Raw genomic sequence first — 13443 nt, 5'->3', positions numbered from 1 at the left:
TGTGAGTCTAGATACTGTGTGACCCATACGCCTTTGTCCTTTCATATCTCAAAAGTACAAAATTGTGTAGCAACTGAAAGTCTTGCACTAAAGTGCATAGTTTCAACTAACATCTGTGACCAATGAAGAAATAACTAATAAATAGCCTATTTTATTAAGTTGTAAAATAACATAATTATCAAATATTTTTAAATTTTTAAAATAGCGTAATATTTTCTTAAATAAATAAACAATATATAATAACAATAAATAAGATAAAAGAGAGATTGCCAAGATAATTTTTGTTGGCATACTAGAAACTATTAGTTCTATTCCATTAATTTTAAAATGAAATGAATTTAAATCGTCAATAAAGAACAAGGCTGGTACAAAAAATAAAATAAAAGGAACCATTGGTAAAGATATGATCCAAAAAAAATCTACAATTGCTTTTAAAATATTAAGTTTTCTCATTTTTGATGTGTTTATATTTATAGAGTATGTAAATATACAAAAATTATTGAAAAACAATAATAAAATATTGTTATATGATATATTTATAAAGTAAACAGCCTCAAAAACTAAATACTTTTGAGGCTATTTAAGAAGGTAATCTATAATTTATTTAGGAACTACGTTTGCTTTTAAAAATTCTCTATTCAAACGTGCAATATTTTCTAATGAAATTCCTTTTGGGCATTCAACTTCACAAGCACCAGTATTGGTACAGTTTCCAAAGCCTTCATTATCCATTTGATTTACCATATTTAAAACACGTTCTGTAGCTTCAACACGGCCTTGTGGTAAATAAGCAAATTGCGAAACTTTAGCAGATACAAACAACATAGCACTTGAGTTTTTACAAGTTGCTACACAAGCCCCACAGCCAATACATTCTGCGGCATCAAACGCATCAGCTGCATCTTCTTTTGCAATAGGAATTGCATTAGCATCTGGAGCACCGCCAGCATTAAATGAAACATAACCACCAGCTTGTTGAATACGTTCAAAAGCACTTCTGTCCACTACCAAATCCTTAACCACAGGAAAAGAATTTGCTCTAAATGGCTCTACATAAATAGTTTGTCCATCTTTAAATGAACGCATATATAATTGGCAAGTAGTTACTAATTTTTTTGGTCCGTGAGCTTCTCCATTAATATATAAGGAGCAAGTTCCACAAACACCTTCTCTACAATCATTATCAAAAGAAATTACATCTTCACCTTTTTCAATTAAGTTCTGATTTAGCACATCTAACATTTCTAAGAATGAAGTTTCCGCTGAAATATCTGTAACTTTATATTCTTTCATGCTCCCTTGAGCATTGGCATCTTCCTGACGCCATATTTTTAAAGTAAAATCCATAATTTATAGTTTTTAGAAACTAGATACTAGTTTCAACTTTCTTTATTAATGAATTGAGCATTTTGCTTTCTTCATCAATTAAAGAAAAAATAGTTTCAAATTTTTTATAATATTTTAATTTTTCACTAATGATTAACTGAGTTTCTAACTCTAATAAAGAACCTCTAGCTGTTCTCAAAAAATTAGCATAATGTGCTTTTGTTCCACGTCCCCAACCTTCGGCAATGTTTGAAGGAATTGAGACTGCAGCTCTTCTTAATTGAGAAATCAAACCAAATTTTTCGTCAGCAGGAAAGACTTTAGAAATATTATAAGATAATAATACTATTTCTATACCCTTTTGCCAAACAAACAAATCTTTATAAGAATTTATTTTACTCATAATAACTAATTTCTAGTCACTAACAACTTTTAACCTTATTTATAATTACGTTGTTTTAATTCAATTGCGTTAAAGGTCAATTCTTCTTTATGAAGCTTAGGCTCTTTACCTTCTCCCATATATTCCCAAGCCGCTACGTATGTAAAATCTTTATCATTGCGTTTAGCTTCCCCTTTTTGAGGGCCGTCTAATTCAACAGATTCTTCACGGTAATGTGCACCACAAGATTCTTTTCTGTTTAATGCGTCAATGGCCATTAGCTCTCCTAATTCTAAGAAATCAGCAACACGAATAGCTTTTTCTAACTCGTTATTAAACTGATTTGATTTTCCTGTAACCCGAACATCTTTCCAGAAATCTTCTCTAATAACTTTAATTTCTTCAATTGCTTCTTTTAGATTTTTCTCATTGCGAGAAAGACCTACTTTATCCCACATAACTTTGCCGAGTTTTTTATGGAAATAATCAACTGATTTAGAACCTTTAATAGCAAATAATTTATCAATTAGACCTGTAACATCAGCTTCAGCTTTATCAAAATCAGCGGTGTCAGTTGCAATTGGGCCTGTATGAATATCTTCATTTAAATAATTAGATATAGTGGCTGGCAATACAAAATAACCATCACATAAACATTGCATTAATGAAGAAGCTCCTAATCGGTTTGCTCCGTGATCGGAGAAATTTGCTTCGCCAATTGAATATAATCCAGATATTGTAGTCATAGTTTCATAATCAACCCAAGTTCCTCCCATAGTATAATGAGAAGCTGGATAAATCATCATCGGAGTAACGTAAGGATTATCGCCTGTTATATTTTCGTACATATCAAACAAGTTTCCATAACGTTCTTTAACTACATCTTTTCCTAGTCTTTTAATAGCATCTTCTAAATCTAAATATACGGCAAAACCAGCTTTGTTTACACCATAACCAGCATCGCAACGTTCTTTTGCGGCACGTGAAGCTACATCACGAGGAACTAAATTCCCAAATGCTGGATAACGTCGTTCTAAATAATAATCTCTATTTTCTTCTGCAATTTCAGTAGGTTTTAATTTGCCTTCTCGGATGGCTTTTACGTCTTCAATATTTTTTGGCACCCAAATTCTACCATCATTTCTAAGAGATTCAGACATTAAAGTTAATTTACTTTGATGTTCTCCAGAAACAGGAATACAAGTTGGGTGAATTTGTGCATAACAAGGATTGGCAAAATATGCTCCTTTTTTATAAATTTTCCAAGAGGCAGTTGCATTACAATTCATTGCATTAGTAGAAAGATAAAAAACATTACCATAACCACCAGAAGCAACTACCACCGCATGTGCACCAAAACGTTCTATTTTACCTGTAACTAAATCTCTAGCAATAATTCCACGAGCTTTACCATCTACAATAACCACATCTAACATTTCGTGACGATTGTAGGTTTTAACTTTACCTGCTTTAATTTGACGATTCATAGAGCTGTAAGCACCCAACAATAATTGTTGTCCGGTGGCTCCAGAAGCGTAAAAAGTTCTTGAAACTTGAGCACCACCAAAAGATCGGTTGGCTAAAGTTCCTCCATATTCACGTGCAAAAGGTACGCCTTGTGCTACGCATTGGTCAATTATATTTCCGCTTAATTGAGCTAAACGATATACGTTTTCTTCACGTCCACGATAATCACCACCTTTTACGGTATCATAAAATAAACGATAATCGCTATCATTATCATTTTGATAATTTCTAGAGGCATTGATACCTCCTTGTGCAGCAATTGAGTGTGCACGTCTTGGACTGTCTTGAAAATAAAAAACTTTCACATTGTAACCAGCTTCACCTAAAGTAGCAGCAGCAGCAGCACCAGCCAATCCAGAACCAATAATAATGATATCGAGTTTTCTACGGTTTGAAGGATTTACCAAGTTGGTATGGGCTTTGTAGTTTTCCCATTGTTGAGCTATTGGTCCTTCTGGTATTTTTGAATTTAATGTTGTCATAATTTTTTAATTCTTAATTAATGAAAGAAAAATAGAGTGCAATTGCAGAAAAACCTACAGCAATTAAAATACTAAAAGCAATGCCAGTATATTTTAAACACTTTTTGTATTTGTTGTAATTAGCACCTGTACTTTGAAAAGCAGATTGAAAACCATGGCTTAAATGAATGCCTAATAAAACAAAGGCAATTACATAAATAGCCGTAAATAAAGGAGAGCTAAATCGATTAGTAACTAGCTCATAATCTGTAAGATTTCCTATTCCAACAAACTTTAGTTGCACAAAGAAATCCCATAAGTGCAAAATTAAAAATAACAATACTAAAATTCCAGTATAAATCATATTTCTAGAAGCAAACGTGGAATTTTCAGAAGGTTTATTAACTACATATTTTATAGATCTAGCAGATCTATTTTTAAGCTCTAAGGATATTCCTTGAATTATATGTAAAATAAAACCAGCAGCTAAAATATACTGCATTACTTGTATTACACCGTTAGTTGCCATAAATTCAGAGGCCTCGTTAAATGCGTTTGGCCCCCAAAATAATGATAAGTTAATACTAAGATGTACAATTAAAAAGATTATTAAGAAGAAACCGGTAAGTGACATGACTATCTTTCTTCCAATAGATGACGTTAAGAATTTGTTCATATTATTATACTTTTTTTGAGGATTACAAATATAGCCATTTGAATTCGAAAAAATTAAAACCTACTAAATGAGTTTTAGTAATTTAGATTAATTCTAAATAATAATCCGGAATCTGAAATCTGATAAATATCATTATTAAAAACAATATCCTATTTTACCTTTATAAAATCAACTCAAAAAATTAGCCTTATGGCAGTAAAAAAAGGACTCTTCAAAACATCGGTAGGTCGTAAAAATTTGATGGCGTTTACCGGTCTATTTATCATCTTTTTCCTTGTAATTCACCTTATTGGGAATCTTATTTTAGTTATTCCAAATTCATTTTTTCCAATAGAATTTTGGAATAATGTAGCAAACGGACATGATATGTATAATGCATATTCTCACTTTTTGGTTCACTTTTGGCCAGTAACAATTGTTGCATACATTTTATATGTAGCAATTATTACGCACATTATTGATGCTCTTTTAATAACACTTCAAAATAAAAAATCACAAGGTGAAAAATATATAGTTACTGATAATTCTACTAGCTCTTGGTATTCAAGAAATATGGGTATTTTAGGCACTGTAATTGGTGTTTTTTTAGTAATACACATGGCTCAATTTTGGCTACAATATAAAGTGTTAAAAGTTGAACATGATTTATACGAATTAGTTCTTGCTACTCTAAAAACCTGGTGGTTTGTACTTGTTTACGAAATAGGAATTATAGCTCTTGGTTTTCACTTAGTTCATGGTATTGAAAGTGCACATCGTTCTTTAGGAATTTATCCCAAAAAAATAATGAATACAATTAAGTATATAGCACTATGCTTTAGTTTAGTTATGGCAATTTTATATGCTATTATTCCTATTATTCTTTACTTCAAATAAAAAAAATTATGGCTCTTAACGCAAAAATTCCAGTAGGACCTTTAAAAGATAAATGGCAAAATTACCTTGCTAAAACACATATAGTAAATCCGGCAAATAGAAAAAAATTAGATATAATTGTAGTTGGTGCAGGATTATCAGGTGGTGGAGCTGCAGCTTCTTTAGCTGAACTAGGGTACAATGTAAAAGTTTTCTTTTTTCAGGATTCTGCTCGTCGCTCACATTCCGTTGCCGCTCAAGGTGGTGTTAATGCCGCTAAAAATTATAAAAACGATGGTGACAATGTTTATAGAATGTTTTACGATACCATTAAAGGCGGAGATTTCCGGTCTCGTGAAGCCAACGTTTATAGAATGGCTGAAGTATCAGTAGATTTAATTGATCATATGGTAGCTCAAGGTGTTCCTTTTGCTCGTGAATATAGTGGCTATTTAAGCAATCGTTCATTTGGTGGAGTATTGGTTTCTCGTACTTTTTATGCTCGTGGTCAAACTGGGCAACAACTATTAATGGCTACTTACCAAGCCATGATGAAACAAGTTAAGGCAGAAACGCTAAAACAATATAAAAGACATGAAATTTTAGATATTGTGATAGTAGATGGCAAAGCTCGTGGAATTATTGCTCGCGATTTAGATACAGGAAAAATTGAACGACACGCAGCACATGCCGTAGTTTTTGGAACAGGTGGTTTTGGAAAAATATTTTATTTATCCACTTTAGCTATGAATTCTAACGGTTCTGCAAACTGGCGAGCTCATAAAAAAGGTGCTTATTTTGCAAATCCTTCATGGACTCAAATCCACCCAACTGCATTACCACAAGCTGGAGAACATCAATCTAAATTAACCTTAATGTCTGAATCTTTACGTAATGATGGTAGAATTTGGGTTCCTAAAAAGAAAGATGAAACAAGAGCTCCAGGAGATATTCCTGAAGAAGATAGAGATTACTATTTAGAAAGAAGATATCCTGCATTTGGGAACTTAGTTCCTCGTGATGTAGCTTCACGTGCCGCCAAAGAAAGAATGGATGCCGGTCATGGAGTAGGCTCCTTAAAAAATGCTGTTTATCTTGATTTTAAAACGGCTATTGAAAAACTAGGTGTTGATACTATCAAAGAACGTTATGGTAATTTATTTACTATGTATGAAAAAATTACTGCTATTAATGCCTACAAAGAACCTATGAAAATATCACCTGCTGCTCATTTCTCTATGGGAGGTTTATGGGTAGATTACGAATTGCAAACCACAATTCCTGGATTATTTGCTGTTGGTGAAGCCAATTTTGCAGATCACGGTGCAAATCGACTAGGTGCAAATTCACTTTTACAAGCATCTGTTGATGGTAACTTTATATTACCAAATACCATTTCAAATTATTTATCTAACGAAATTAGAACCGGAAAAATATCAACTGATACTCCTGAATTTGAAGAAGCTGAAAAATCTGTAAAAGAACAAGTTGAAAAATTATTAGCTATTAAAGGAACCATGCCTGTAGATAAAATTCACAGACGATTAGGTAAAATTATGTTTAAAGAAGTTGCCATGTCTAGAAATGAAAAAGGATTGAAATGGGCTATTGAAGAAATTAGAAAACTTAGAACAGAATTTTGGGAAAATATAGCTGTTTCAGGAGATCAAAATGGACCTAATTCTGAATTAGAAAAAGCAGGACGATTAGCAGACTATCTAGAAATAGCTGAATTAATGGCAGTTGACGCTTTAAATAGAAGAGAAAGTTGTGGGGCACATTTCCGAGAAGATTTTCAAACTGAAGATGGCGAAGCCAAACGCGATGACAAAAATTTTATGTATTCGTCTGCTTGGGAATGGGATAATGGTGAAAATTGGAAATTACACAAAGAACCATTAGAATTCACTGAAGTTAAACCAACGGTTCGCTCCTATAAATAAAATTTAAGATTATGAAACTGACACTTAAAATATGGCGACAAGAAAACGCCAAATCAAAAGGTAAAATGGTAACTTATAAAATGTCTGATTTAAGCGAAGACATGTCATTTTTAGAAATGCTCGACGTTTTAAATCAATCACTTGCAATTAAAGGAGAACGAGTTATTGAATTTGACCATGACTGTCGTGAAGGAATTTGCGGACAATGTTCTTTAGTGATTAACGGACAAGCCCACGGTCCTGAATCGCATTATACAACCTGCCAAACTCATTTACGATCTTTTAAAGATGGTGACACTTTATTTGTTGAACCTTTTAGAGCAAATTCATTTCCTGTTATAAGAGATTTAAAAGTTGACAGAAGTTCTATGGATAAAATTATTCAAGCTGGTGGTTATATTTCTTCTTTTACCGGAATGGCTCCTGAAGCTAATGCTATTCCAATTCATCACGACATTGCCGAAAGTGCTTTTGATAGTGCTGCTTGTATTGGTTGTGGTGCTTGTGTAGCAACCTGTAAAAATTCATCTGCTGCACTATTTGTATCTGCCAAAATAAGCCACTTAGCTAAGTTACCTCAAGGTAAAGTAGAACGAGAGGAACGTGTTCAATGGATGGTAAATGCTCATGATAATGAAGGATTTGGTAGTTGTTCAAACACAGGAGCTTGTGCAATGGTTTGCCCACAAGAAGTACAATTAATAGATATTACTAGAATGAATTACGAATATAATAGAGCAGTCTGTCATTCAAAAGAATAAAATATTGATCTATATAATCTATTAAAAATAGGGTTTCTGTTTAATAACAGAAACCCTATTTTTATTAATATTATTTTTTATAAATTTAGAAGTTCCTAAATTAAAACTAATGAAAAAACTAACCTTGCTTGTTTTATTAATTTCAACTATTACTTTTTCGCAACAATTTGACATTGCTAAATTTAAGGGTCTTAAAACCCGATCAATTGGACCTGCTGGTATGAGTGGAAGAATTACAGCTATTGATGTTGTTATAAAAAATACTGATATTATGTATATTGGATCTGCTTCTGGAGGAGTTTGGAAATCAGAAAGTGGTGGAGTAGATTGGAAACCTATTTTTGACAAATATGGACCAATGTCTATCGGTGCAATAGCCATTCAACAAAGTAATCCTGATGTAATTTGGGTAGGAACTGGTGAAGGAAATCCTAGAAACAGCGTTTCTAGCGGTTATGGTTTATATAAAAGTTTAGATGCTGGGTTAACTTGGAAATTAGTTGGATTAGAAAAAACACGCAACATCCAAAAAATAATAATTGATAAAACCAATCCAAATATTATTTATGTTGGTGCTATTGGTTCTTCTTGGGGAGCACATCCTGAACGTGGTGTTTATAAAACAACCGACGGCGGTAAAACTTGGTCAAAATCATTATTTGTAAATTCTAAAACTGGCTGTGCCGATTTGGTAGTTGACCCAAGTAATCCAAATAAATTAATGGCTGCAATGTGGGAACATCAACGAAAACCTTGGACTTTTACTTCTGGTGGACAAGGTTCTGGAATATATTTAACTTATGATGGCGGTGAAAATTGGAAAAAAATCACTTCTAAAGAAGGTTTACCTGAAGGAAATTTAGGAAGAATTGGTTTGGCAATTGCTCCTAGCAATACCAACATTGCCTATGCTTTAGTAGAAGCTAAAAAAAATGCACTTTATAAATCCATAGATGGTGGTGAGAAATGGAAAAAAGTAAATGACAAATCTAGCGGAAAAGGAAAAGCTGGTATTGGAAACAGACCTTTTTATTATTCTCATATTTATGTAGATCCCATCAATGAAAATCGAATTTATACTATTTTCACTTATGTAAATGTTAGTGTTGATGGAGGAAAATCATTTAAACAACTTATGCCGGCTTATAACTCTAATAATGGCGTACATCCGGACCATCATGCTTGGTGGATTAATCCTAATAATCCAAGTTTTATAATGGACGGCAATGATGGTGGTTTAAATATTACCCATAACAAAGGGAAAACCTGGCGATTTGTAGAAAATTTACCAGTAGGCCAGTTTTATCATATTAATGTGGATAACGATTTTCCTTATAATGTGTATGGAGGAATGCAAGATAATGGTTCATGGAGCGGACCAGCTTACGTTTTAAAGGCTCAAGGAATTCGAAATTCGTATTGGCAAGAACTTATGTTTGGTGATGGTTTTGATGTAATTCCTGACCCAACCAACTCTCAATTTGGTTATGCCATGTCTCAACAAGGATCTGTTGGTAGGTACAACAAAAAAACAGGCTATGTAAAAATGATTCGTCCAACGCATCCAAATCCAGATATTAAACTTCGATTTAATTGGAATGCAGCTATTGCCTTAAATCCTATTGATAAAAAAACGATTTATTTTGGAAGTCAGTTTGTGCATAAATCTACCAATAAAGGTTATACTTGGCAAATAATTTCGCCCGATTTAACTACCAATGATAAAACAAAACAAAAGCAATTTAAAAGTGGCGGTTTAACAATGGATGCTACAGGAGCTGAAAATCATTGTACTATTTTGGCTATTGAACCAAGTACTTTAGATGAAAACCTAATTTGGGTTGGCACTGATGATGGAAATATTCAATTAACTAAAGATGGTGGGGAAACTTGGGTTAATGTTTCCAAAAATATCAAAAACTTCCCTAAAGGAAGTTGGATTCCTCAAATTAGAGCTTCAAAATTTAATACAGGTGAGGCTTATGTTGTAGTTAATAATTATCGTCAATTTGATTTTAAACCGTATTTATTTAGAACTAGAAATTACGGAAAAACCTGGGAAAATTTATTAAAAAACAAACCTGAAACCTTTGGTTATACACACTCAATTATACAAGATATTGAAGAACCAAAATTACTTTTTTTGGGAACTGAATTTGGATTATATATTAGTATTGATGAAGGTAAAACTTGGACTAAATGGACTCAGAATTATCCAACAGTTTCCACTATGGATTTAGCAATTCAACCACGTGAACAAGATTTAGTTATTGGTACTTTTGGACGAGCAATTTATATTTTAGATGATATTCGTCCGTTTAGAGCTTTAGCAAAAGAAGGTAATCAATTATTAAACAAAACATTACATTTATTTACACCTCCAAAAGCATTTATCACTCAAAATCAACAACCCTCTGGAACACGTTTTGGTGCTAATGCCATTTTTAATGGTGATAATAGAAAAAAAGGTGTAATGATTACTTATAGCATCAACAAACCTAAGCACAAAAAAAATAATGAGTCTTTATCTAAAAACAAAAAAGAGTTAAATAAAAAAGACAAAACTATTGCGGTAAAAGCAGAAAAACCCGAAGTGAAATTTGATTCTCTTTTCTTTCAAGTTTTTAATGCTAAAAATGAATTAATTAGAAGCATAAAAAAGAAAGCACCAAAAGAAAATGGAGTACATAGAATGTATTGGCATTTTGAAGAAAACGGAATGCGAGGACCGTCTAGAAAAAAAGTTAAAAAAAATAGCAATCTACCTTCAGGAGTAACCGTTTTACCTGGAAATTATACTATAAAACTTCATTTTGGAAATCAAACAGCAACTCAGAAAATAACGGTAGCTTATGATCCTAGAGTTAAAATATCTATGGATGTTTTACAAAGTAAATACGATTTGCTAAAACAATTGGATGCCAGATTAGGAATTGCGGGTAAAGCAACGCAACGGTTACTTAGTTCTAAGAAAATTGTTGAAGATTATCAAAAAAGAATAAAAGCACAACATAAAAAAGAAAAATTTAAAAAGTTGTTAGTTGAACATACCAAAATGCTAAAAGAAATTAATGGTTTGCTAGATGATATGCTTGGCAAAAAAGATAAACGACAAGGTATAACTGCAACGGAATTTCCAAGTACCATTTCTTATTTATATTTAGCCAAAAGTTACGTAAATTCTTTACTGCAAAAACCCGGACCTACAGAAATTACCTTAGTTAAAAACGCCAATAAAAAAGTAGGAGCTATGGTCTCTAAAATCAATAAATTTTATGAAACGGATTGGACAAATTATCAAAAATCGGTTGAAAATTTAAAACTGTCGCCTTTTAAGAAGTTAAGTGAACTTAACTATTGATAAAACTCGTTGTGCATTTTAACTCTTTAAACCTACTATTACGTCAATTCAAAGTGACGAAATTTTATTAAAATGCACAACGGAGTATCTAAAATAATTGTTTACTTTTATCACCTTATAATCACCAAATTTTTAATGAAATACATTTTTAGTCCTCTACTTTTTTTTCTTTATACAACGATAGTTTTCTCTCAAATTTTCATCGACAATCAATATTAAATTTCCTCTTAATTTAAACCATTTTTATTGTAAATTTACATGTTGCACATTTTTTATTTAATAAAAAAGAACAAATTTGCAACGTACCTCGTGATGGTAAGTTTTGTTATGAAAAAAATGATCCTTATTTTATTTTTTTTAACCAGCTATCTTGTTATTGGGCAACTGAAATACAAGACAATCACTCTTGATTTAAAGAATGCAACAAATTCTATTGCAAGTTATTCAACTTCGCCATTCAACATTTTTAGTGAATCTCAAATGATGAGTCATTTTCTAGAAACCCAAGAGTTAGAAATTACCCAATTGTCTAAGGAATTGTTAGAATTAAACAACCATATTTCTACTATTAAGGAAACAAGCTTGCAGGCTTTTTTTATAAATTTTCTAAAGGAATTTTCTTGGTTTACAAATTTTAATGCTAAATATTTGTATAAAATTGAATCTTCCATCCAAAAAAGAGCTCCTATTAAGGGAAATGAAATACTATTTATAAGCAATTCATTTTCACTATATAAAAGATACACATTACTAAACCAATCAATTCAAAATTTGTTGATAAAAACCAACAAAAACAAGTTGTCTTCTATTATGTTAGAATCTCAACTTTCACAACTTCAAAATTTTTATTTAAATTATTCCAATTCAATTAAAATCCAGCGAATTAGACGCATTTTAAATGAAAAAAATAATTCATTTAACATTAAAAAAAACGATTTAAAAAAAATGGTGCGAAAGCAATTAAAAAGGAAAAATTTTAAAGCAATTAAACAACAAATTAACAAAATAATTATTCATACTAAATTCAGCCATTCCGATACCCTTTTTAAAGAATTATCCTCAAAATCTTATAGGAATAGTTTTATAAAAAAAGATAACAAAAAGTTTAGAAAACTTTTTATGAAAGATAAATTTCATAATACAGGTAGAACCTTTACATACTTTTTAAGTAGATTAATGGGTAATTTTATTGGATTGTTTAAATATAGAAACGGCTATTTATTTAAAAATGATTCTATTTATAATGAACTTTTTGAACGGCTTAAACCCTTAGATATAATTGCTGAAAAAACCAGTTTTTTATTAACGGACAAATTAATTACTGGTCATTTTGGTCATGTCGCCATTTATTTAGGTACCAAAAAACAATTAGAAGATAGCTACTTATGGAATCATCCAGTAATAGTTCCTTTTCAAAAGCAAATTCAAGAAGGTTTTTGTATTATTGAAACCAATAGAAGAGGAACTCACTTAAAAAAACTTAAACAGTTTTTAAATGTTGATGAAGTTGCCATTTTAAGAATTACAAATTTTGACCAACTTCCAACAAATTTTAAGCTAACCTTTTTAAATAATTTATTAGGTCAATTAGGGAAAAAGTATGACTTTAATTTTGATACCGAAACAAATGACAAACTTATATGTTCGGAATTATTATACGATGTTTTTGGAGCCATTCATTGGCCTTATATGTATTCATTTAATAGATTTATTGTTACACCAGATAATTTATTATCACTTGCTTTATATAAAAATTCACCCATATCGCTTCAATATTATATAAGTTCAAATAAAAAAAACATTGATAATAAAAACCTCTTCGATTTAGCAAAAAACCTAGGATATACACAAAAAAATAATGGTTTTATTTTTATAAATCCTAAATGTGAAAAAGACCGATTTAAGTACAAAGAACCTTGCACCAAGCCCAACAAAATACTTGAATATTCCAAATTTTAACAAAACTTTTATAGAGGTCAATAGTTAGTTACATAACTTAAAAAAAAATGTATGTCCGTAATTAGTAATATTAACAAAGAATCAATAGTTCTTTAATATTTAAAATATTTTTCGTATCTTTATGCTATGGAAAAAATAGATTTAAGAAGCGTAAAAGACCAAGAGAGAAACATCATTCGTAGAGATGCTATA

General features: G+C 31.3%; 10 protein-coding genes. 5 read left to right on the top strand and 5 right to left on the bottom strand.

The window, feature by feature from the left end:
• Nucleotides 1-102 precede the first annotated feature (102 nt).
• The 5 genes from L3J60_RS12115 to L3J60_RS12095 all read right to left on the bottom strand — a co-directional run bounded on the left by L3J60_RS12115 (nt 103) and on the right by L3J60_RS12095 (nt 4372).
• The gene (locus tag L3J60_RS12115) at nt 103-453 is read right to left on the bottom strand and encodes a hypothetical protein (protein WP_291975818.1); all 351 of its coding nucleotides are present in this window, start codon (nt 451-453) and stop codon (nt 103-105) included.
• Nucleotides 454-600: 147 nt separating this feature from the next.
• Complete coding sequence (locus tag L3J60_RS12110; protein WP_291975817.1) at nt 601-1347, bottom strand: succinate dehydrogenase/fumarate reductase iron-sulfur subunit; 747 nt, start codon at nt 1345-1347, stop codon at nt 601-603.
• 19 nt (nt 1348-1366) lie between these two features.
• Nucleotides 1367-1729 (bottom strand): four helix bundle protein, encoded by a 363-nt coding sequence (locus tag L3J60_RS12105; RefSeq protein ID WP_291975816.1) that lies wholly within the window; start codon nt 1727-1729, stop codon nt 1367-1369.
• A gap of 35 nt (nt 1730-1764) precedes the next feature.
• On the bottom strand, nt 1765-3717 hold the full coding sequence (locus L3J60_RS12100) for a fumarate reductase/succinate dehydrogenase flavoprotein subunit (RefSeq protein WP_291975814.1): 1953 nt from the start codon (nt 3715-3717) through the stop codon (nt 1765-1767).
• A gap of 13 nt (nt 3718-3730) precedes the next feature.
• The gene (locus L3J60_RS12095) at nt 3731-4372 is read right to left on the bottom strand and encodes a succinate dehydrogenase cytochrome b subunit (RefSeq protein WP_291975813.1); all 642 of its coding nucleotides are present in this window, start codon (nt 4370-4372) and stop codon (nt 3731-3733) included.
• Between the two features lie 189 nt (nt 4373-4561).
• On the opposite strand from L3J60_RS12095, the gene L3J60_RS12090 reads away from it, so the two are divergent.
• The 5 genes from L3J60_RS12090 (at nt 4562) to L3J60_RS12070 (ending at nt 13251) form a co-directional block, all read left to right on the top strand.
• Nucleotides 4562-5248: a succinate dehydrogenase cytochrome b subunit gene (locus L3J60_RS12090; RefSeq protein WP_291975812.1), complete on the top strand. Its 687-nt coding sequence runs from the start codon at nt 4562-4564 to the stop codon at nt 5246-5248.
• Between the two features lie 8 nt (nt 5249-5256).
• The gene (locus L3J60_RS12085) at nt 5257-7170 is read left to right on the top strand and encodes a fumarate reductase/succinate dehydrogenase flavoprotein subunit (RefSeq protein WP_291975811.1); all 1914 of its coding nucleotides are present in this window, start codon (nt 5257-5259) and stop codon (nt 7168-7170) included.
• 11 nt (nt 7171-7181) lie between these two features.
• Entirely contained in the window at nt 7182-7931 is a 750-nt protein-coding gene (locus L3J60_RS12080; protein WP_291975810.1) for a succinate dehydrogenase/fumarate reductase iron-sulfur subunit, read from the top strand.
• 109 nt (nt 7932-8040) lie between these two features.
• Nucleotides 8041-11292: a hypothetical protein gene (locus tag L3J60_RS12075; protein ID WP_291975809.1), complete on the top strand. Its 3252-nt coding sequence runs from the start codon at nt 8041-8043 to the stop codon at nt 11290-11292.
• 336 nt (nt 11293-11628) lie between these two features.
• On the top strand, nt 11629-13251 hold the full coding sequence (locus tag L3J60_RS12070; RefSeq protein ID WP_291975808.1) for a YiiX/YebB-like N1pC/P60 family cysteine hydrolase: 1623 nt from the start codon (nt 11629-11631) through the stop codon (nt 13249-13251).
• Nucleotides 13252-13443 lie beyond the last annotated feature (192 nt).

The organism is Lutibacter sp. (assembly GCF_021647475.1).
In the GTDB taxonomy this organism is placed as follows: Bacteria; Bacteroidota; Bacteroidia; order Flavobacteriales; family Flavobacteriaceae; genus Lutibacter.
Note: the sequence above shows the minus strand (reverse complement) of the source record. Positions and strands in the feature narration are given on the sequence as shown.